At 59.8% G+C, this 21,221-nt stretch carries 20 protein-coding genes and 1 tRNA gene; 6 read left to right on the forward strand and 15 right to left on the reverse strand.

Annotated elements, in window-relative coordinates; translation table 11 throughout:
- Window positions 1-8: 8 nt before the first annotated feature.
- Window positions 9-929, forward strand: a complete 921-nt coding sequence (locus IB254_RS10805) for a LysR family transcriptional regulator (protein WP_192417268.1) — start codon at window positions 9-11, stop codon at window positions 927-929.
- Between the two features lie 66 nt (window positions 930-995).
- Here the strand turns inward: IB254_RS10805 and IB254_RS10810 are convergent, their stop codons facing one another.
- Complete coding sequence (locus tag IB254_RS10810) at window positions 996-2,069, reverse strand: fatty acid desaturase (RefSeq protein ID WP_192417269.1); 1,074 nt, start codon at window positions 2,067-2,069, stop codon at window positions 996-998.
- Between the two features lie 100 nt (window positions 2,070-2,169).
- On the opposite strand from IB254_RS10810, the gene IB254_RS10815 reads away from it, so the two are divergent.
- Window positions 2,170-3,174, forward strand: a complete 1,005-nt coding sequence (locus IB254_RS10815; protein WP_008034389.1) for an AraC family transcriptional regulator — start codon at window positions 2,170-2,172, stop codon at window positions 3,172-3,174.
- 156 nt (window positions 3,175-3,330) lie between these two features.
- On the opposite strand, the gene IB254_RS10820 is transcribed toward IB254_RS10815, so the two are convergent.
- Both IB254_RS10820 and IB254_RS10825 read right to left on the reverse strand, forming a co-directional pair.
- The gene (locus IB254_RS10820; protein ID WP_192417270.1) at window positions 3,331-3,696 is read right to left on the reverse strand and encodes a response regulator; all 366 of its coding nucleotides are present in this window, start codon (window positions 3,694-3,696) and stop codon (window positions 3,331-3,333) included.
- Between the two features lie 1,034 nt (window positions 3,697-4,730).
- Window positions 4,731-5,417, reverse strand: coding sequence for a Crp/Fnr family transcriptional regulator (locus IB254_RS10825; RefSeq protein WP_192417271.1), 687 nt, complete (start codon window positions 5,415-5,417; stop codon window positions 4,731-4,733).
- Window positions 5,418-5,501: 84 nt separating this feature from the next.
- On the opposite strand from IB254_RS10825, the gene IB254_RS10830 reads away from it, so the two are divergent.
- On the forward strand, window positions 5,502-6,020 hold the full coding sequence (locus tag IB254_RS10830) for a DUF962 domain-containing protein (RefSeq protein WP_192417272.1): 519 nt from the start codon (window positions 5,502-5,504) through the stop codon (window positions 6,018-6,020).
- A 153-nt stretch (window positions 6,021-6,173) separates the two neighbouring features.
- On the opposite strand, the gene IB254_RS10835 is transcribed toward IB254_RS10830, so the two are convergent.
- The 6 genes from IB254_RS10835 to dibA form a co-directional block, all read right to left on the reverse strand.
- Window positions 6,174-7,163 (reverse strand): sulfate/molybdate ABC transporter ATP-binding protein, encoded by a 990-nt coding sequence (locus IB254_RS10835; protein ID WP_192417273.1) that lies wholly within the window; start codon window positions 7,161-7,163, stop codon window positions 6,174-6,176.
- Window positions 7,164-7,166: 3 nt separating this feature from the next.
- Window positions 7,167-8,036 carry a sulfate ABC transporter permease subunit CysW gene (gene cysW, locus IB254_RS10840; protein ID WP_008034093.1) on the reverse strand — a complete coding sequence of 290 codons (870 nt, stop codon included), beginning with the start codon at window positions 8,034-8,036 and terminating at the stop codon, window positions 7,167-7,169.
- Between the two features lie 12 nt (window positions 8,037-8,048).
- Window positions 8,049-8,867, reverse strand: coding sequence for a sulfate ABC transporter permease subunit CysT (cysT, locus tag IB254_RS10845; RefSeq protein ID WP_007899634.1), 819 nt, complete (start codon window positions 8,865-8,867; stop codon window positions 8,049-8,051).
- Between the two features lie 70 nt (window positions 8,868-8,937).
- Complete coding sequence (locus tag IB254_RS10850; RefSeq protein ID WP_192226683.1) at window positions 8,938-9,951, reverse strand: sulfate ABC transporter substrate-binding protein; 1,014 nt, start codon at window positions 9,949-9,951, stop codon at window positions 8,938-8,940.
- A gap of 69 nt (window positions 9,952-10,020) precedes the next feature.
- Window positions 10,021-10,203 (reverse strand): sulfur starvation response protein OscA, encoded by a 183-nt coding sequence (gene oscA / locus IB254_RS10855; RefSeq protein ID WP_008034086.1) that lies wholly within the window; start codon window positions 10,201-10,203, stop codon window positions 10,021-10,023.
- 297 nt (window positions 10,204-10,500) lie between these two features.
- The gene (gene dibA, locus IB254_RS10860; protein ID WP_192417274.1) at window positions 10,501-12,420 is read right to left on the reverse strand and encodes a phosphodiesterase DibA; all 1,920 of its coding nucleotides are present in this window, start codon (window positions 12,418-12,420) and stop codon (window positions 10,501-10,503) included.
- Between the two features lie 147 nt (window positions 12,421-12,567).
- Here dibA and desA point away from each other — a divergent pair, with 147 nt between their 5' ends.
- The gene (desA, locus tag IB254_RS10865; protein ID WP_008034081.1) at window positions 12,568-13,755 is read left to right on the forward strand and encodes a delta-9 fatty acid desaturase DesA; all 1,188 of its coding nucleotides are present in this window, start codon (window positions 12,568-12,570) and stop codon (window positions 13,753-13,755) included.
- Between the two features lie 143 nt (window positions 13,756-13,898).
- Window positions 13,899-14,888 (forward strand): GGDEF domain-containing protein, encoded by a 990-nt coding sequence (locus IB254_RS10870; RefSeq protein WP_192417275.1) that lies wholly within the window; start codon window positions 13,899-13,901, stop codon window positions 14,886-14,888.
- Window positions 14,889-15,009: 121 nt separating this feature from the next.
- On the opposite strand, the gene IB254_RS10875 is transcribed toward IB254_RS10870, so the two are convergent.
- The 3 genes from IB254_RS10875 to gabD all read right to left on the reverse strand — a co-directional run bounded on the left by IB254_RS10875 (window position 15,010) and on the right by gabD (window position 19,269).
- Window positions 15,010-16,224 carry a response regulator gene (locus IB254_RS10875; RefSeq protein WP_192417276.1) on the reverse strand — a complete coding sequence of 405 codons (1,215 nt, stop codon included), beginning with the start codon at window positions 16,222-16,224 and terminating at the stop codon, window positions 15,010-15,012.
- Window positions 16,225-16,351: 127 nt separating this feature from the next.
- On the reverse strand, window positions 16,352-17,629 hold the full coding sequence (gabT, locus tag IB254_RS10880; protein ID WP_008039680.1) for a 4-aminobutyrate--2-oxoglutarate transaminase: 1,278 nt from the start codon (window positions 17,627-17,629) through the stop codon (window positions 16,352-16,354).
- A gap of 197 nt (window positions 17,630-17,826) precedes the next feature.
- A complete protein-coding gene (gene gabD, locus IB254_RS10885; RefSeq protein ID WP_192417277.1) occupies window positions 17,827-19,269 on the reverse strand; it encodes an NADP-dependent succinate-semialdehyde dehydrogenase in 1,443 nt (480 codons plus the stop codon).
- Between the two features lie 348 nt (window positions 19,270-19,617).
- On the opposite strand from gabD, the gene IB254_RS10890 reads away from it, so the two are divergent.
- Window positions 19,618-19,694 (forward strand) — tRNA-Arg (locus IB254_RS10890).
- Between the two features lie 80 nt (window positions 19,695-19,774).
- Here IB254_RS10890 and IB254_RS10895 read toward each other — a convergent pair.
- Genes IB254_RS10895 through IB254_RS10905 form a run of 3 tightly spaced genes read right to left on the reverse strand, consistent with a single transcriptional unit; the run spans window position 19,775 to window position 21,221 of the window.
- Window positions 19,775-20,041, reverse strand: a complete 267-nt coding sequence (locus tag IB254_RS10895) for a hypothetical protein (RefSeq protein WP_008034655.1) — start codon at window positions 20,039-20,041, stop codon at window positions 19,775-19,777.
- A gap of 20 nt (window positions 20,042-20,061) precedes the next feature.
- On the reverse strand, window positions 20,062-20,658 hold the full coding sequence (locus IB254_RS10900; RefSeq protein ID WP_192417278.1) for a hypothetical protein: 597 nt from the start codon (window positions 20,656-20,658) through the stop codon (window positions 20,062-20,064).
- A complete protein-coding gene (locus tag IB254_RS10905) occupies window positions 20,655-21,221 on the reverse strand; it encodes an RNA polymerase sigma factor (protein ID WP_192417279.1) in 567 nt (188 codons plus the stop codon). The genes IB254_RS10900 and IB254_RS10905 overlap by 4 nt, the downstream gene beginning before the upstream one ends.

Raw genomic sequence — 21,221 nt, forward strand, 5'->3', positions numbered from 1 at the left:
AAAAACCTATGGATCTTCGTCAGCTGCGTTACTTCATTGCCCTCACCGAACACCGAAGTTTCGTACGGGCAGCCGACGCCATGGGCATCACTCAGCCGGCATTCAGTCGTAGCATTCAAGGGCTTGAACAGGAATTCGGCTGTGCACTGGTGGACCGTGGCAACAAGGACTTGCGCCCCACGCCGGAAGGTCAGGTGGTGCTGCAACATGCACTGACGCTGGTACAGGGCGCCGCACTGCTCAACGCCGAAGTCACGCAAATGACCAAGCTCGACGCCGGTGAACTGCGGTTCGGCTGCGGCCCGGCACCGGCGGTAAAACTGGTGCCGGATGCGGTGGCGCAGTTCATCAGCGCCCACCCGAAAATACGCACCTGTTTTCAGGTGGATAACTGGGAAAAACTCAGTCGCGCCCTGAGCCGTGAAGAGATCGAATTTTTCATCGCCGACATCCGCCATTTCGAAGCGGATCCGAACTTTCAGACCCGAGCGTTGACACCCAAACGCAGTGTGTTTTTCTGCCGTCCGGGGCATCCGTTGCTGGCCAAGGAAAGCCTGTCGACCAACGACATGTTCGATTACCCGTTGGCGACCACGCAGATCCCGTCGGGTATTCGCAAACTATTGGCGAACCTCAGCGGCCGGATCGATTTTTCACCGACCATCGAGACCGAGCATTTTCCGGCGCTGGCCAGGATCGTGTTGCAATCGAACGCCATCGGCGTAGGCACGGAAGAAGCGTTTGTCGAGGACATCGCCGACGGTTCGCTGGTGCTGCTGCACTGGCGAAACCTGCCGCCGCACATCGAGAGCATGAGCGTGCGATGCGGGATTGTCAGCCGCACGGGGTTCCGGTTGTCACCGGCTGCGCGGGCGATGATCGAGACGTTGGTGGCGCTGGATAAGCAGGATGTCAGCGTTGCGGTTTGAACAGAACGACCGCTTTCGCCGGCAAGCAAGCCCCCTGTAGGAGCTGGCTTGCCAGCGAAGAGGCCCTCAGACGCGCACACCCTCCACCGTTTGCCCCTGCACTTCTTCCTTGCGCACAAACCGGTTCGCCCGCCCGAACGTCCCGAAATCGTTAAACCGCACGCCCATCTCGCGCATCACCCTGTGCGCCACCGGCACGGTCAACTGGCGGATGTAAAACGGCTCCTTCACCACGAAGTGATGGATCCCGTGGCTGCTGCCGAAGTTGAAGCAGAACGCCTGCAACGGCCACATCCACCACGGGTTCAGTACCTGGGTTTGCTGGATCACATTCCCCGGCTCCACATCGCCGTAGTAATGCATGTTCGAGCTGACAAAGTGCAGGCAAAACGTGCGCAGCACGTTCGGGCCGATGATCACCACTGCCGCGATATCGATCACCTGCATCACCGAGAGCGTGGTCGCCGACCATTCGATCGGTGCTCCCAGCAGATGGGCGACGCCATTGGCGGCGTGGAAGCCGAGAAACACGTACCACGCGCCCCAATGCACCAGCGCGAGCGGCGCATAGACCTTCAGTGCACGCTTGATGATGCTGAACTTGTGGGTCCAGGTCTTGGCCCGCAGCATGCGGATGAACGCCGACATCACGTTGTCGCCGACCATCAACAGCCGCGCAAAACCCCAGGGCTCGCCGTTGGTGATCGCGCGCTCTTCCATGTCGGCTTCAGTGCCGGACACCTTGTGGTGATTGAGGTGCAGATGTCGGCGAATCCATGGGTTGATCGTGCTCGGCCGCGCCAACCACACCAGGCCCATCATCAGGTTGTGCGGCACGCGTTGTTTACGGAAGTACATGCTATGAATCAGGTCATGTTCCAGCTCGTGGGTCAGCGACGCAAAGAACGCGTTGAGCAGCAGACATACCCACCAGGCCATGTATCCGCTGATGTACAGCGCTGCCGAACCGATCATTCCCGCCAACGCAAAGGCCAGAATGCCCGCGCCCAAGGCGTCCTGATGGTTGAGAATCGGGTAGCGTTTACGCAGTTCGACGCCTTTGGCCAACACCACTTCGCGAATATGCGCAGATCGCTGAGCTGCATTCAGTCGCTGGGGACTTGCAGAAGTACCGTCCATGCTTCCATCCTCTGGTTATTGATGTTCGCATCCTGCCGTGTGAACCTTCACAAGGCGGTAGCCCTGGACGCCAACCTGTTGACTGGAAGCGCCAATCAGCATGACTGAACCGACCTCCCTCGCCAGCTGGACCCGCGCCCTGCGCAAGCAACTCGATGCGCTGGGCCTCGACAGCACCGCGCTGTGCCACCAGGCGGGGCTCGACCCGCAATTGATGGACGACCCGAACGCCCGTTACCCGTTGTCCGGCACTACGCGGCTGTGGGAAATCGCGGTGCAGGTCAGCGGCGATCCGGCGATCGGCTTGCGGGTGTCGCGCTTCGTCAGCCCGACCACCTTTCACGCACTCGGCTATGCGCTGGTGGCCAGCGGCAGTTTGCGCGAAGTGTTCGAGCGCATCGTGCGTTATCACCAGGTGGTCAGCGATGCCCTGGATCTTGAACTGAGCCGCACCGAGGATCGCTATCGCTTCCGCCTGAAAATCCCGCCAGGCAACCCGGCGCCAGCGTTCGAAGCCATCGACGCTTTCACCGCGATTTACGTGCGCACCTGCCGCAACCGACTGGGCCGCGACTACGCGCCGCTCGCGGTGTACCTGCGTCGCCCGGAACCGGCCGACGCGCATCAATGGCACAAAGTCTTCCGCTCACCGGTGCACTTTTCGGCCGACGAAGACCGGCTGGAGTTTGCGCTGGTGGACTTCGACAGCCACTTGGACGACGCCAACCCGGAACTGGCCGAACACAACGAAACCGTACTCAAACGCACGCTGGCGCAGCTCAAACCCCTGACCTGGGAGCGCAAGGTCCGCGACGCCATTGAAGAGCAACTGCCCGAAGGCGAGCCCAGCGCCGAACACATCGCCAAGGCCTTGCACTTGAGCTTGCGCAGCCTGCAACGGCATTTGGCAGATGAGGGTTGCCGGTTCGATACGCTGCTCAATGAAAGCCGCGAAAACCTCGCGCTGCTGCACCTGCGCGACCCGCAATGCTCGTTGAGCGAGATCAGTTATTTGTTGGGGTTTGCGGATACGAGCAGTTTCAGCCGCGCGTTCAAGCGCTGGACGGGGATGACGCCGGGGCAGTTTCGGGATGGGTTGCGGTGACAGGATTCTAAAGGTGTGCTGAATGTTCCGGCCTCATCGCGAGCAGGCTCGCTCCCACAATGGATTTTCAGCGAACACAAAAATTTCCTGGCAACGCAGCCCCCCTGTGGGAGCGAGCCTGCTCGCGAAGGCGATTGCCCAGGCACCGCAGAAGCTTCAGCGTCCGCGATCCCGCCGCAACAATTTGCGCACCCGCGTCACCAGTTCGCTCACGGCAAACGGCTTGAGCAGATAATCGTCCTCATGCAGCTCCAACCCGCGCAGGCGATCTTCAATGCCATCCTTGGTGGTGAGAAACAGCACCGGCGTCTCGCCGAGCTTGCGGATCTGTTGCTGCAATTGCCAGCCGTTCAACCCCGGTAGCATGACGTCAAGAATGATCAGCTCGTATTCACCGGTCTCGATGAAGCGACGGCCGTCCATGCCGTTGAGCGCCACATCCACCGAGTAACTCGCTTCGCTCAGGCCGTTGGCCAGGAGTTTGGCGGTCTCCGGTTCGTCTTCCACTAACAGCACACGCATGGCACACCTCGATTGTCGTCGTCACAGGCTAGGCGCCTTCGCGGACAAAGCCCACCTTTACTGTGATGCTTCGGTTCGGCGGTAGCGGTGAGTTGGGGTACATATCCGGTTCTGCGGTTATGGCGGCTATTGGTTTCGCCCTTACGGCGAGTCACTTGGAAGAACGGAACGCCGCCCGGCCCTAAGTAACCAAGGGCTCTTGCCCCTTTCGTTCGGTGCCTCGCTGTGGCTCGGCATACCCTCGCTCCGGTCCTGCTCCGTGGGCCCGCCGCCATCGGCCATCCATGGCCGGGGGCGGCTAACTCGGCATCCATGCCGGGTTGCCCACTGCGCAGAACCTCCACTCGGCCTCTCGAGGGGGCGCTCAGATCAAGAGCTGAAGGCGAGCTAACGCTCGGCCTGATGAGTGGTGAGAATCAAAAGCGCACGCAGGCCCCCTGTAGGAGCCGGCTTGCCGGCGAAAATCGTTTGCACACCGCGTTCATTCAGACAGCCCGCGTTATCGTTGACGTCCATCGCTGGCAAGCCAGCTCCTACAATTTCGAACTGTGTGAACACAATCCCTGTAGGAGCCGGCTTGCTGGCGATCGCGGTGGGGCAGTCGACGCATGTATTGGCTGGACGGACGCCATCGCCAGCAAGCCGGCTCCTACACGGGATTGGTGTACATGTTCGGAATGAGTGAACGCATCAGAGAAGGACAACGCGGACAACTGAAGAGCCAGGTCGGCTTTCAGGCCGCCTCGGCGGCTGTGGCGGTAGTCGCCCCCTCGAGAGGCTGAGCGCAGGTTCTGCGCAGTGGGCAACCCGGCATGGATGCCGGGTTAGCCGCGCACGGCCAAGGATGGCCGATCGCGGCGGGCCCACGGAGCAGGACCGGAGCGAGGGGATGCCGAGCCACAGCGAGGCACCGAACGAAAGGGGCAAGAGCCTTTTGGTTACTTTGGGGCTTTTCCAAAGTGACTCGCCGTAAGGGCGAAACCAATAACCGCCATAACAAAACTAACGGATACACCCCCAAACACCAGGCAACCTTAAAAGACCGCCAACGCCCGCAACCGCTCGGCATCCAGAATCTCAATCTCACCGTACTTCAAATTCAAAATCCCCTGCCCCTGCAATTCCTTGAGCAGCTGATTGGTGGTCTGGCGTGACAGCGACAGCATTGAAGCCAGCTGTTCCTGCGGCAGTTGCAGCACGCGCCGCGGCAGGGCGATTTCGCCGTAACCGTCGGCGATCATCAGCAAGCGATGCGCCAACCGTGCAGGCGCCGGCATCAGGCTCAACTGTTCGAGGTTGATGAAGGTCAGGCGCAGTTTCTGGCTCATCAGCAACGCCAGTTGCCGCCAGTACACCGGTTGCTCATCCAGCAAGGCCAGCAGCGCGGCTTGCGGGATGTGCAGCAGGATGCACTGGCCGACGCCGAACGCATCATGGGTGCGCGGCTGGCCGTCGAACAGACAGATTTCGCCAAACCAGTGCGGTGACTCGACGAGGCTCAACAACGCTTCCTTGCCCTGTTCGCTGACAGCGCCGATTCGAACCGAGCCTTCGAGCACCGCGTACAAACCGCACGGCGGATCGCCGCGCTTGAACAGCCGCTGCCCCGACGCCAGCCGCCGCACCTTGGCGCTGGCCAACAGACTATTCTGTAGAGGAACAGGTAGATGACTGAACCACTGCCCCGTTTCCAGGCGCGAACGCCAAACCTGCATGTCCATGAAAACTCCTGGAGATTGTCGCCTGGCTGACAGAGCGAGCGGTGAACCCGGGGCATGATCAATCACCCTACAGGAGGAATAACAATGAAAAGCCTCGTTGACCATCTCAGTCAATACGCCGCCTACCACCGTGATCCGCGCAATATTGCCAGCCACTTTATCGGTATTCCGCTGATTGTGGTCGCTGTCGCGGTGCTGCTGTCGCGGCCGCAATGGGCCGCAGGCTGGCTTTCGCCGGCGGTGCTGGTCTCGCTGGCATCGGCGTGGTTCTACCTGCGCCTGGAACTGCGTTTAGGCGTGTTGATGACGGTGCTGCTCGGTCTGTGCGTTTGGGCGGGTCATGTGCTGGCACAGCAAAGCACGCTAGTGTGGCTGGCGAGCGGCGTCGGGATGTTTGTGATCGGCTGGGCGATTCAGTTTGTCGGGCATCATTACGAAGGACGCAAACCGGCGTTTGTCGATGATGTGACGGGGCTGATTGTCGGGCCGTTGTTTGTGGTGGTTGAACTGGCGTTTTTGCTGGGGATGCGGCGGGAATTGAAAGAGCAGATCGAGGCGCGGGTAGGAGGTGTTCGGGTCAATCCGAAGCGCGCTGCTGCGTAGGACGCCTTCGCGGGCAAGTCGGATCGCCGCACCGCTCGCTCCTACAGAGAATTTGTGAACGCCGCAATACTGTAGGAGCCGGCTTGCTGGCGATCAACGATAACGCGGTGTGTCAGCCACACCGCCATCGCCGGCAAGCCGGCTCCTACAGAGTTAGATGTTGGCGACTTTCTGCCAGACCTTTGGCTTGAAGAACAAGGTTTCGCCCTTCGCCAGACCGATCAGGCTGTCGTGATCCTTCACCACTTCCGCTTCGATCAAATCACTCTGCCCTTCGACCTTCAATGTCACCCGGGTCGTCGCGCCCAGCGGACGGATATCGCGCACTTCGGCCGCGTGGTGATCCTCCAGCTCATGCCGCGACAGCGACACTTCATGAGGACGGAACAGCACGTGCTTGTCTTCGCCCAGATGCAGGCGGTTGGAATCGCCGAGGAAGTGGTAAACGAAATCGCTGGCCGGGTTTTCGTAGACGTCGCCCGGTGAGCCGATCTGCTCGATCACCCCTTTGTTCATCACCACGATACGGTCGGCCACTTCCATCGCCTCTTCCTGGTCGTGGGTCACAAACACGGAAGTCAGGTTGATGTCTTCGTGCAGCCGTGCCAGCCAGCGACGCAGCTCCTTGCGGACCTTGGCGTCGAGGGCACCGAACGGTTCGTCGAGCAGCAGCACTTTCGGCTCCACCGCCAAGGCCCGAGCCAGCGCGATACGCTGACGCTGGCCGCCGGAGAGTTGTTCCGGGTAGCGATCCGACAACCAGTCCAGTTGCACCATGTTCAGCAATTCGTGGACCTTCACCGCGATCTGGCTTTCAGTCGGGCGCTGGTTTTTCGGTTTCATGCGCAGGCCGAACGCGACGTTGTCGAACACCGTCATGTGGCGGAACAACGCGTAGTGCTGGAACACGAACCCGACGTTGCGATCACGCACGTCGTGGCCGGAAACGTCTTCACCGTGGAACACGATGCTGCCCTGATCCGGGGTTTCCAGACCGGCGATGATCCGCAACAGCGTGGTCTTGCCGCAACCCGACGGGCCGAGCAGCGCCACGAGCTCGCCGCTTTGAATGTCCAGGCTGATGTCATTGAGGGCCTTGAACGCATTGAAATTCTTGCTGACGTTACGCACTTCGATCGACATGAATTATTCCTCCGCGGCGCTGGCGCGCAGGCGGTTAATACGGTTTTCGCTCCACTGCTTGAGCAGCAGGATGAAGAGCGCCAGGATCAGCAACAGGCTCGCCACAGCGAACGCGGCCACGTGGTTGTATTCGTTGTAGAGGATCTCGACGTGCAGCGGCAAGGTGTTGGTCACCCCGCGAATGTGCCCGGAAACCACCGACACCGCCCCGAATTCACCCATCGCCCGCGCGGTACACAGCACCACGCCGTAGATCAGGCCCCATTTGATATTGGGCACGGTGACGTGCCAGAACATCTGCCAGCCATTGGCGCCCAGCAGGCGCGCGGCTTCTTCTTCCTGCGTGCCTTGTTCCTGCATCAGCGGGATCAGTTCACGCGCCACGAACGGCACGGTGACGAAAATCGTCGCCAGCACGATGCCCGGCAACGCGAAGACGATCTGGATATCGTGATCCTGCAACCACGGGCCGAACAGCCCCTGCGCGCCAAACATCAGCACGTAGACCAGACCGGCGATCACCGGCGATACCGAGAACGGCAGGTCGATCAGGGTCACCAGAATGCTTTTACCGCGGAACGAGTATTTGCTCACGCACCACGCGGCGCTGACGCCGAACACGAGGTTCAGCGGGACCGAAATCAACACGGCGATGACCGTGAGTTTCAGCGCCGACAGCGCGTCGGGTTCAAGGATCGCGGTGAAGAACGAACCCAGACCATTCTTCAAACCCTGGGACACCACGATCACTAGCGGCAGCAACAGGAAAAGGGCAAACACCAGCCAGCCGAGGCCGATCAGGATTCGCCGCGAGGTGGCACTGCCACGGCGGGCAGCGTTCGAGGAAGCAGCAGCAATAGATGATTGGGACATTTCTGCGCCTCCTTATGGGGTTTCAATACGGCGTTGCAGCAAGTTGATCAGCAGCAACAGGACGAAGGAAACCACCAGCATCAGTACACCAATGGAGGTAGCGCCGGTGTAATCGTACTGGTCGAGTTTGACCATGATCAGCAGCGGCAGGATTTCTGTTTTCATCGGCATGTTGCCGGCGATGAAAATCACCGAACCGTACTCGCCGACCCCGCGGGCAAAGGCCAACGCGAAACCGGTCAACCAGGCAGGCAGCAGCGCGGGCACCAGGATATGGCGGAAAACCTGCAGTGGTTTTGCACCGAGGCACGCCGCTGCTTCTTCCACTTCACGCGGGATATCGGCCAATACTGGCTGTACCGTACGTACTACGAATGGAAGCGTTACAAAAGTCAGCGCCAGCGTGATGCCGAGGGGGGTATACGCGATCTTGAAACCCAGGTCCGCAGCAAACTGACCCACCCACCCATTCGGCGCGTACAACGCAGTCAGCGCGATACCGGCCACGGCCGTGGGCAATGCGAAGGGCAGATCGATCATCGCATCGATGACCTTGCGACCCGGGAAGGTATAGCGCACCAGCACCCAGGCCAGCAGCGTGCCGATGATGCCGTTGATGATCGCGGCGTACAGCGCGGTACCGAAGCTCAGCTTCAACGCCGCCAGCACGCGGGGCGCCGAAATGATCGCCCAGAACTGATCCCAGGTGAGTTGAGCAGCATGCACGAACATCGCCGCCAGTGGTATGAGCACAATCAGGCTGAGGTACACCAAGGTGTAGCCCAGCGTCAGCCCGAAGCCGGGTATGACGGGGGAGATACGACGCGACATAAAAGTCCTTGGTTGAGAACGCACAAAGCCCCGAACGTATATCCGGGGCTCGTTTATGGCTTATTGCAGATTACTGCGCCGAGTAAATCTGGTCGAACACGCCACCGTCATTAAAGAATTTCGGTTGCGCGGTTTTCCAGCCGCCGAAGTCTTTGTCGATGGTCACCAGCTCCAGTTTCGGGAACTGCTGGGCGTACTTGGCGGAGACGTCCTTGTCACGTGGACGATAGAAGTTTTTCGCGGCAATTTCCTGGCCGGCCGGGCTGTACAGGTGCTTGAGGTACGCTTCGGCGATCTGCTCGTTGCCTTTTTTCTCGGCGTTTTTGTCGACGACCGCCACTGGAGGCTCGGCCAGGATCGACAGCGAAGGCACGACGATCTCGAACTTGTCGGCACCGCCGTCTTCTTTCAGCGCCAGGAAGGCTTCGTTTTCCCAGGCCAGCAACACGTCGCCCTGACCGTTGTTGACGAAAGTGATGGTCGAACCGCGAGCACCGGTGTCTAGCACAGGTACGTGCTTGAACAGGGTTTGTACGTATTCCTTGGCCTTGGCTTCGTTGCCACCGTTGGCTTTCAGGCCATAGGCCCAGGCCGCGAGGAAGTTCCAGCGTGCGCCGCCGGAGGTTTTAGGGTTCGGAGTGATGACCGATACGTCGTTCTTGATCAGGTCGCCCCAGTCCTTGATGCCTTTAGGGTTGCCCTTGCGCACCAGGAACACGATGGTCGAAGTGTATGGCGTGCTCGCTTCCGGCAGGCGTGTCTGCCAGTCCGCCGGCAGGGTCTTGCCGAGCTTGGCGATTTCATCGATGTCACCGGCCAGGGCCAGGGTCACTACGTCGGCACGCAGACCGTCGATCACTGCACGGCCCTGCTTGCCCGAGCCACCGTGGGATTGCTGGATTTTCACGGTGTCGCCAGCATGGTCTTTCTGCCAGTACTTGACGAACTCGGCGTTGTAATCCTGATACAGCTCACGAGTCGGGTCGTACGACACGTTGAGCAGCTCATAATCCTTGGCAACCGCAGAACCAGCAAAAAGGGCACTGGCCAGTGCGGCCAAAGCGAAATGACGAATCGACGACATGGTGAAAGCTCCTGGAATTCTTGGTGTGTTGGCTTTTTTTATGAAGTGCTGGAATCGGTTGCCGGTTGCTTAGCTCGACTTGGTGCTCGGGTTCTGCAAACGGAATTTCTCTTTACGCTCGATCTGGACCACTTGAGCGTTGTGTACGGTGATTTCCACGGCGCCAAATCGCAGATCGCGCAGGGCGCTCTGAATCTCACGCAAGATGGTGGCTTCGTCTTGACCGTCAACGCTACGTAGGGATGCGCTCATGGTGCTGCTCCTTCAACTGAGAGGTTGCCTGGCAGTGGGCGGCACTGCTTGCGGCGTGAGGCCAATAGTAGATAGGTGCGGATATTCTTAAAAAGACTATTTAAGAATGTTTATATAACCAAAAGAAATTATTTGCCGGGACGAGGGTTTACGTCTGCGCGACGGATCAAGGATCCAGAAATCAGCCCCCACGCGATCCCTGTAGGAGCCGGCTTGCCGGCGATGAGGCCCTCGATACTTACGCAGGACTTGAGGCAGCCATCGCCGGCAAGCCGGCTCCTACAGGGGATCGGGTTGTTAGTAGGATTGGGGGGCGTGCATCCAGTCCAGTTGCCCGGCCGGCACCGGTCGGCCGAACCAGTAGCCCTGGCCAAGATCGCAACCGTGCTCCAGCAGGAAACCCGCCTGCTCGACCTGCTCGATCCCTTCGGCATGCACCTGCATGCCCATGCTTTGCGCCAAAGCGATGATCACGCGCACGATGGCCGCGTCGTCGTCATCCCAGGGCAATCCGGCGACGAAGCCCTGGTCGATCTTGAGTTTCTGCACCGGCAAACGCTTGAGTCGCAACAGTGACGAATACCCCGTGCCGAAGTCATCGATGGCCAACCGAACGCCGAGCTCGCGCAAACGATGCATCTGCTCGAGCGCCACTTCCGGGTCATCCATCACCGCACTCTCGGTGACTTCCAGCTCCAGATACGCGGGATCCAGCCCGGTGTCGCGCAGCACCTGCGCCACCTGCTGATACAGCTCACGGCGTGCGAACAAGCGCGATGAAACATTCACCGCGACAAACGACAACGCCACCCCGGCCTGCTGCCAGTGGCACATCTGCCGGCAAGCCTGCTGCATGACCCAGGCATCGATCTCGGCGATCAATCCGGTGCGCTCGGCGATGGGGATGAACTCCGCCGGCGACACCAACCCCCGCTGCGGATGCTCCCAGCGCACCAGCGCCTCGACACCGACCAGGCGACGGGTCTTGAGGTCGTGAACCGGCTGGTAATACACGCGCAATTCCTGCTGCTCCAGCGCACGGCGCAATTCGGATGCCGTCTCGACCCGCTGTTGCGCATGGGCAGTCAATTCTTCGGTGTAGAGCGCGTAACCATCGCGACCAGCGCTTTTGGCCTTGAACAAGGCCGAGTCGGCGTTGCGCAGCAGCTGTTCAGCGCTCAAGGCATCACCGGGAAACAGGCTGATGCCGATGCTGGCGTTGATAAACAGCCGATGACCGTCAATGTGGAACGGCTCCTTGAGACCGTCGACGATCCGCTGGGCCAGTGCCGCGGCATGCACCAACTGTGGACAACTTTCAGCCAGTACGGCGAACTCATCGCCGCCCAGCCGCGCCAGCGTGATGCCCGGGCCGAACATGGCCTTCAAGCGTTCGGCCACGGCCTTGAGCAATTGGTCACCGACCGTATGCCCGAGGCTGTCGTTGATCATCTTGAAGTGATCCAGATCGATCATCAGTAACGCACAGCCGCGCTTTTGGATTTGCGCCGACGCCAATGCCTGCTCGGCACGGTCGGTGAACAGCAGGCGGTTGGGCAGATCGGTCAGTGGATCGTGATGCGCCAGGTACTTGAGTTCGTGCTCGGAATCCTTGATCGCGCTGATGTCGGAAAACACCGCAACGTAGTGGCTGAGCTGGCCGTGGTCGTCGTGAATCAGGCGGATCGTCTGCCATTGCGGGTAGATCCCGCCGTTTTTGCGACGGTTCCAGATCTCGCCGCTCCACTCGCCGCAACGGTTGAGCGTGGCGAACATCGTCTGGTAGAAACTCGCCGGGTGGTGGCCGGACTTGAACAGGCTGGGTTGCTGGCCCAACACTTCTTCGCACTGGTAGCCGGTTATTTCCATGAAGGCGCGGTTCACATGGACGATGACCCCATTACGGTCGGTGACCAGCACGCCTTCGCGGGTGCAATCGAACACGGCGGCGGCCTGACGCAAACGCTCCCGGTCTTCATTGCGCTCACGCAATTTGGCGCCGATCCCCAGGCAACGGAACAATCGCGCCCGGGCGAGGAAGATCAGCCCGGCGCTGAGCACCACCCAGACGTAACCGTTGATCAGTTGCCATCGCAGTAACTCATCGGAGCTATCGAAGAAACTGTTCAATAAATGACCACTGAGCTCCAGCCAGACGACGGAAAGCAGCAGGTAAAGCAGCGATGCACGCATGGCATCGCGATAGGTGGCAGACATTCGGCCGTCCATGTCCCTACAAAAGGGTTGGAATTATAGGTTAAAGAAACATCAAGCCACTCTTATCTGAAAGGGCGACTGGTTTTATCTGTGGGCTTAGTGATAATGCAACGGCTGTTTTTTTCTTTATCGAGGGCGCTATAGCCTATGTGGTACGAAGGTTTTCTCGGCTTGTCGCCCTGGTCACTGGTGGCAGTCACCCTGCTGATGACCCACGTCACGATTATCGGCGTGACGGTCTATCTGCATCGTTATTCAGCCCATCGCTCGCTTGAGCTCAATGCCGGCCTGAAACATTTCTTCCGCTTCTGGCTGTGGCTGACCACGGCGCAGAACACCCGCGAGTGGACCGCCATCCACCGCAAGCATCACGCCAAGTGCGAAACCGTCGATGACCCGCACAGCCCGGTCATCAAGGGCTTGTCCACCGTTCTGCGCAAAGGTGCCGAGTTGTACCGAGCCGAAGCGGAAAACCCCGAGACCCTGCGCATCTACGGCAAGAATTGCCCCGAAGACTGGATCGAACGCAACCTCTACAGCCGTTACCCGCTGTTGGGCGTGGCGATCATGGCCGTCATCGACCTGCTGCTGTTCGGCACCATCGGCATCACCATCTGGGCTATCCAGATGATGTGGATCCCGGTCTGGGCCGCCGGTGTGGTCAATGGCCTGGGCCACGCCGTCGGCTACCGCAACTTCGAATGCCGCGATGCGGCGACCAACCTGGTGCCCTGGGGCATCCTGATCGGCGGTGAAGAACTGCATAACAACCATCACACCTATCCTAATTCGGCAAAACTGTCGGTGAAGAAGTGGGAATTCGACCTCGGCTGGGCCTGGATCCAGGTCTTCAGTTTCCTGCGCCTGGCCAAGGTTCAACGGGTTGCGCCGATTGCCCACCGGGTCGAAGGCAAGGGCAACCTGGACATGGACACCGCCATGGCCATCCTCAACAACCGCTTCCAGATCATGGCCCAGTACCGCAAATTGGTGATCGCGCCGCTGGTCAAACAAGAGCTGGAAAAGGTCGATCACTCGGTCCGTCACCAATTCCACAGGGCCAAACGCCTGCTCTCGCGGGAAACCAGCCTGCTCGATGACAAACACCACCTGCGCATCCAGACCATGCTCGAGCACAGTCAGGCGCTGAAGGTAATTTACGAGAAACGACTGGCCTTGCAGCAGATCTGGGTCAAGACCAGCTCAAATGGTCACGACATGCTGGCGGCCATCAAGGATTGGGTACACGAAGCCGAAGCCAGCGGAATTCAGTCCCTGCGCGACTTCGCCGACCAATTGAAGACCTATTCCCTGCGCCCTGCCGCTACCGCCTGACACCGTTGATCGGTGCGCCCCGTTCGAGGGCGCACCCTTCGGAACTTAGCTCCAAATCCCCTATCTCAAAGACACTTCGCCACTACGGCGGGCTTTGTTGTGGCCGCTGTCGAATACGCGGCACGTCCTTGAGATTTGTGTCGATGGTCAATAAGAACCTGCAAGACTCATCCCTACCCCAGTGGCCGGAAGCCGCGCAAACCCTGATGGCGCTGATGCATGCCCAAGGCGAAGTCGCGCGCCTGAGCGAACGCGAACAGCTGTTCAGCTCGCTGCTGGTGAGCGTTAACGCGGTGCTTTGGGCGTTCAATTGGGAAACCCGCCAGGTGCTCTACGTGAGCCCTGCCTACGAACGGATTTTCGGTCGGCCCGCCGGCCTGTTGCTGGCCGACGCCAACCAGTGGCGCGACAGCATTTACCCCGACGATCTGGAGTATGCCGAGCGCAGCCTCGCCGAGGTGCTGGTCAAAGGCGCCGTTGAAGACCGTGAGTACCGCATCATTACCGCCGACGGCCAGGTGCGCTGGCTCAGCGACAAGTGCTTCATCAACCGACAAGCCGAACCGGGTCAACCGCTGATCATCGTCGGCATTGCCGAAGACATCACCGACAAGAAGCAGATGGAAAGCGAGTTGCATCGCCTGGCTACCACCGACGTCCTGACCCAGAGCAGCAACCGCCGGCACTTCTTCGACTGCGCCCACCTTGAATTCGAACAGGCACGACAAAAAGGCACGCCGTTGGCGTTTCTGTTGCTGGACATCGATGACTTCAAATTGATCAACGACACCTACGGCCACCCGGAAGGCGACAACGTGCTGCAACGGATCGCCGAGTGCGGGCAAGCGGCTTTACGGCGCGGTGACGTGTTCGGACGCATTGGTGGGGAGGAGTTTGCGGCGGTGTTCCCCGGTTGCGCACCGGACATGGCCATGCAAGTGGCCGAGCGCCTGCAACGGGAGATTCAGCGGTTGAGCTTCAGCCATGACGACCAGACGTTCGGCATCACCGTCAGCCAGGGATTGACCAGCCTGACGGCCGAAGATTTAAACCTGGATAGCCTGTTCGCCCGCGCGGACGCGGCGATGTACGAAGCGAAGCGCCAGGGCAAGAACCGGATCATCTCCGGCTGACAACCCCACGCTGAACCCTGTAGGAGCCGGCTTGCTGGCGATGGCATCACCGCGATTAATCAGCCACACCGCGTTGTCCGGATCGCCAGCAAGCCGGCTCCTACAGGGTTTGGGGTCAGGTTTATTTTTTGCGCAAACGTATCAATTCCGGCAAGCCAATCTTGAGCAACCGCGCCGTCCGGCTCTTGGCCAGTTCCTCGATGCCTTCATGCTCATTCAATCGCGCCAACTGCGCCGCCATGTTCATCACCAGCGCTTCGCGCGAGTAAACCCCGCCACCGAGCTGATAGACCGCCGCAATCAGCTCTCGCAGCTCCAGAGGCAGGCGCCAGCGCGTACGCAGCGCCGAACCATAGGCTGCACCGAACTCGGCCAGTGCATCACCGACTTCCTCCCATTCATCCAGCTCTCCACCGGACTGCTTCCATTCCTGCAAACATCGCAGCAACGCAAGGTCACCCAAGCGATGCAGCATGCCTGCGCAGTAGCAGCGCTCCTGGTCCAGATCCAGCAAGCGCGCCAATGTTCGGGCGTACTCAGCGGTGTGCAGCGACAGGTTCCAGTAACGCTCGGCATAATCGGCCAGCAGCGGATCGCTGAGCCGCGCACTGCGCTTGAGCGCCAACCCCAAAATCAGATTCATGCTCTGCCCGGTGCCCAGCCGATGCAGCGCCTGGGACAGGGTTTGTACCGCAGCGCCGTGATGCTGGGCCGCACTGTTGGCGGCGGCGATCAGGACGGCAGTGATCTGTGGATCAATGCGGATTTCATCTTCCAGCAGTTTCAGGTCAAGGCCGTTGGGATTAAGGCTGCGCTTGACCGCCAGTTCCACGTCGGTCATCAGCGGCGCACCGTCGGCAAACTCACGACGACACTCCAGGTACGCCGACAAACTCATGCCCGGCGCCAACGCCGGCACCTCACACGAGACCTGTTCCCCGGCGTTCAGCAGCAAATCCTGCAGACGGAGGGTCAGGCTTTCCATGTTCAGGGGTTTGGTCAGGTACGCCGTGGGCGCCAGGGGCAAGGCTTCGCGCACGCTGGCGCTGTCGTTGCGGGTGCTCATCAGAATAAAAGGCAACGGCGGATTGCGTTTGCGCTGGCGGACGTGGCGCAAGACATTCAAGCCATCGACGCCGGGCAACTCCCAGTCGACGATCACCAGGTCATAAGGATTTTCCGCCAGCAGCTCCAGCGCCTGCTGACCGTCGGCACATAGATCCAGCCGCGCGTCACAGCGCACTTTCAACAGCACCTGCTTGAGCAAGTCGCGGGACCAAGGGTCAGCTTCGGCAATCAGCACACGCGGTACAGCGGGCAAAACTACAGCGGTCATCTGCATACTCCATTTGCACTGCTTGCACCTTAGTCAATGCGGGCCATTTGAAAAAGTGCGGCAGGTTCTGCAGTCACGAAAAAACCCGCCGAAGCGGGTTTTTTGTCGATCAGGTCACACTCGGTGATCAGAGCTCGGCGAAGCACTCTTCGATGATCGCCAGGCCTTTGTCCAGTTGCTCGTCCGGCGAGGTCAGCGGTACCAGGACGCGCAGAACGTTGCCGTAGGTGCCGCAGGACAGCAGGATCAGGCCTTTTTCACGAGCCTTGGCCACGACAGCAGCGACCGCTGGAGCGTTTGGCTTGTGGCTGTCGCCATCAACGAACAGCTCGACTGCGATCATCGCGCCCAGGGCACGGACTTCACCGATTACCGGGTACTTGGCCTGGATGGCTTTCAGGCCAGTGACCAGACGCTCGCCGACTGCCTTGCAGCGGTCCAGCAGGTGCTCTTCTTCGAACACTTCCATCACGGCCAGGGCCGCGGCGCAAGCGATCGGGCTACCGGCGTAGGTGCCGCCCAGGCCGCCTGGAGCGATGGCGTCCATGTATTCGGCCTTGCCGCACACACCGGCCAGCGGGAAGCCGCCAGCGATGGATTTGGCGAAGGTGGTCAGGTCGGCGGCAACGCCCATCTGTTCCATGGCGAAGAAGGTGCCGGTACGGCCAGCGCCAGTCTGCACTTCGTCAGCGATCAGCAGGATGCCGTGCTGGTCGCACAGGGCGCGCAGGCGCTTCATGAACTCTTTAGGCGCGACGTAGAAACCGCCTTCGCCCTGAACCGGCTCGATGATGATGGCAGCGATGTCACGCGGCTCGGCGTCGTTCTTGAAGATGCGTTCGATGCTGGCGATCGAATCGTCGATGCTCACACCGTGCAGTTCGTTCGGGTACAGCGCGCGGAAGATGCCGCCTGGCATCAGGCCCATGCCGGCCGAGTAAGGCACGACTTTACCGGTCAGGCCCAGGGTCATCATGGTGCGACCGTGGTAAGCGCCGGTGAACGCGATCACGCCGGCACGGCCAGTGGCGGCACGGGCGATCTTGATGGAGTTTTCAACGGCTTCGGAACCGGTGGTCACCAGCAGGGTTTTCTTGGCGAAATCACCTGGCACCTTGGCGTTGATTTTTTCGCACACTTCTACGTACGGCTCGTAGGCCAGTACCTGGAAGCAGGTGTGGGTCAGCTTGTTCAGCTGCTCGGTCACGGCGGCGATGATTTTCGGGTGCACGTGGCCGGTGTTCAGCACGGCGATACCGCCGGCGAAGTCGATGAACTCGCGACCTTCAACGTCGGTCACGGTGGCGTTCTTCGCGGACTCGGCGAAGATCGGGTGAATCTGGCCAACACCGCGTGGTACAGCGGCTTCGCGGCGTTTCATCAGGGAAGCGTTAGTCTTGCTCATAAAGTCCTCATTCACCGCTCATCGGGCGGCGTGGTTCAAGGAAAATGCAGCGGGGAGGCAACTGAGGCAGCATGCGATGATCGACTGCCACAGCGTTCCCGGCCACAGAGAAAATTCCGGTTGAAGCACGCAAAGGGTCAGCGCTCTCGTGCCCTTTGCGTTTGAAGCAATGCCTTGCCGGGCTTATGCCCTCGAGCTTAGATGCCCAGGCAGAGGTATTTGATTTCCAGGTAATCTTCGATGCCGTACTTGGAGCCTTCACGGCCCAGGCCCGACGCCTTGATGCCGCCGAATGGCGCGACTTCGTTGGAGATCAACCCGGTGTTGACACCAACCATGCCGTATTCCAGGGCTTCCGCCACACGGAACACACGACCCAGGTCGCGAGCATAGAAGTACGAGGCCAGACCGAATTCGGTGTCGTTGGACATCGCGATCACGTCGGCTTCGTCTTTGAAGCGGAACAGCGGCGCCAATGGACCGAAGGTTTCTTCCTTGGCCACGGCTGCGTTGTTTGGCACGTTGGTCAGGATGGTCGGCTCGAAGAAGTTACCTTCCATGACCTTGCCACCCGCCAGAACGGTTGCGCCTTTGCTGATCGCGTCAGCAATGTGCTCTTGAACCTTGGCCACGGCTTTTTCGTCGATCAGCGGGCCAGTGGTGGTGCCCACTTCCAGACCGTTGCCGATCTTGAGTTTGGCCACAGCCACTTTCAGTTTTTCAGCGAACGCATCGTAGACCGAATCCTGAATGTACAGACGGTTGGCGCAGACGCAGGTCTGGCCGTTGTTGCGGTACTTGGAAATAATCGCGCCTTCGACGGCCTTATCCAGGTCCGCGTCGTCAAACACGATGAACGGCGCGTTGCCGCCCAGTTCCAGGGACACTTTCTTGATGTCCTTGGCGCATTCAGCCATCAACTGACGACCGATTTCGGTCGAGCCAGTGAAGGACAGTTTGCGAACGATCGGGTTGCTGGTCAGCTCGCTGCCGATGTCGCCGGCGCTGCCGGAAACAACGCTGAACACGCCCGCAGGAATGCCGGCACGCTGAGCCAGTTCAGCCAGAGCGAAAGCGGAAAACGGAGTTTGCGAAGCAGGCTTGAGCACCATGGTGCAACCGGCGGCCAGGGCCGGGCCGGCTTTACGGGTGATCATCGCGGCCGGGAAGTTCCACGGGGTGATTGCAGCGGTCACGCCGATAGGCTGCTTGATCACGATCAGGCGCTTGTCTGGCTGGTGGCCCGGAATCACGTCACCGTAGACGCGCTTGGCTTCTTCGGCGAACCACTCGATAAAGGAAGCGGCGTAAACGATTTCGCCCTTGGCTTCGGCCAATGGCTTGCCCTGCTCCAGGGTCATCAGGCGAGCCAGGTCGTCCTGGTTCTCGATGATCAGCTCGAACCAGCGACGCAGCTTGTTGGCGCGGTCCTTGGCGGTCAGTGCACGCCAGGCCGGCAGCGCTTTGTCAGCAGCTTCGATCGCACGGCGGGTTTCGGCAGCGCCCATTTTCGGCACGGTGCCCAGAATTTCGCCCGTTGCCGGGTTGTTGACCTTGATCGTCTGACCATTGTCCGCATCAACCCAAGCGCCATCGATGAAGGCTTGCTGGCGGAACAACTGGGTGTCTTTAAGCTGCATGTCGGCTTTCCTTAACAGCACCGCGGCACGCGCGGAGCAAATTATGATTGTAGAAAGGCGCCTCAAAGGCTGCCGTCAGGGAAATCATTCACCGGGCTGAAGCACATAAATAGCGCACGGAATGTACTCGTGCGGTTCAGCACCCAGACAAGAGCGTTTGAAATCTCAAACGAATCCTAGGATCAAAGGGGGTAAAGGACAATAGGCTGTTCGAAAAAAAGAACGAAAACGCCGCATTTGCTCAATTTTTCTGATCAACGTAGCAAACGCAGGTTACGCTTTGAAAAAGCGCAGTCGATTCAGCAGCATGGACGCCCGCAGTGCATATGAGTATCATGGCGCCCGCTTGCACCAGTAGCTCAGCTGGATAGAGTACTGCCCTCCGAAGGCAGGGGTCGTGGGTTCGAATCCCGCCTGGTGCACCATATAGTAGAAACGAGAAAGCCTCAGGCCGTAGGGTCTGGGGCTTTTTTGTGGGCCATGAAAAACCGCCGAAGCGGTTTTTTCATTCAGTCGTCCAGTCAAACTCGTCGTAATCATCGTCTTCGTCGTCCTCAAACTCTTCTTCATCAAGGACGTCCTCCTCCAGAGCTTCTTCTGCCTGCTTGGCCAGAAGAAATTCCTTACGACTCTCGGTCACTGCTCGCCGCAGTTCCTCGCCCTTGACCGGGCAGTTGAGCATTTGGGCGATGCGGTCGATTTTTTTTGCCACGGCATCCTCCAACGCATCGGCTATAGGCCGATAGTGCGCGCTTTCGGGGGTGGATGCCAAATTGTGGAGCACCGCTGTCCTCAGTTTTTCTTCAATTCCTTGAGCCGGGCCGCGAGATTTTCCTTGGGAAAGCGTTTGTGCAATGTCGCCAACAATTCATCCGCCTCACGAGCCTGACCGGCGTTCTGCAGGCGAACCACCTCACGCAATTGCTCATCCAGGGTTTTCACCGGGGCAGCTAGGCGCTTGCTGACTTTTGCTTCATCAGCCATTTCGACACTGATGGATTCGCTCTGCGCGGGGGCGGCAAAATCGGCCATCGGGGTAGCCGGGGCTGCCAGCGAGCGCGCAACTGACGACGGGGCTTGCGCAGCCTCTTTTTTGGCAACAGGGGCGGATGCTTTGGGGGCGAAGTCGTAACTCGGTACTTGCTCCGGCGTGCGTTGCACCAGCGCCAGCATCAGCGCGACACCGACAAGACTGGCAAACGCCACTTGCCAACGAGGTTTCTGGCAAGCCTGAACCCAGCGTTGCCACAGATTTGGTTTCGGCGCAGGGACTTCACGCTGTGCAGCAGCCAGGATGAACGCATCAAGATGGCTCGGCGGTTCGCTGGTCGAATGCTCGCGGAAATGCTGAAGCATTTCATCGTCTGGTGTTTTGCGGGCGTCAGTCATGTCAGTACCTCCTCGGCCAGCAGCCGACGCAGTTTTTGCTGGGCGTAGCGCAAGCGGCTCTTGACGGTTTCCAGCGGTGTTTCGGTGAGGGTGGCGATCTGCGGCAGGTCGAGATCGCCGTGGGCGCGCAGCAGGAACACTTCGCGCTGGTCGGTGGGCAAGGTTTGCAGGGCGGATTCGAGGCGCTGGTTATCGCGGCTCAGGCTCAGCAGTTGTTCGGGATCGGCGGCGTCATCGGCCAAGGCGTGGGTTTGTTCGTCATAGCTGTCGTGCAAGGGGTTGTGGATTCCGTGTTTGCGCCAGTGATCGATCAGGCGATTGCGGGCGATCTGGTAAAGCCAGGTACGAAAATTCGCCCGGCCTTGTGGCTGACTGGTGCTGCGGATCAGGCTCAGCCAGGTGTCTTGGTAAACCTCTTCGGCGAGTTCGGATTTACCGCTGAGGCCGAGCAGAAACCGATAAAGACCTTGCCGGTGACGGGCGTACAGAATCTCGAACGCTGGCCCGTCGCCTTTGCGGTAACTGGCCAGCAGTGATTCGTCGCTCGGTTCAAGAGCAGACAT

This window comes from Pseudomonas sp. PDM03, from assembly GCF_014852385.1.
GTDB lineage: Bacteria > Pseudomonadota > Gammaproteobacteria > Pseudomonadales > Pseudomonadaceae > Aquipseudomonas > Aquipseudomonas migulae.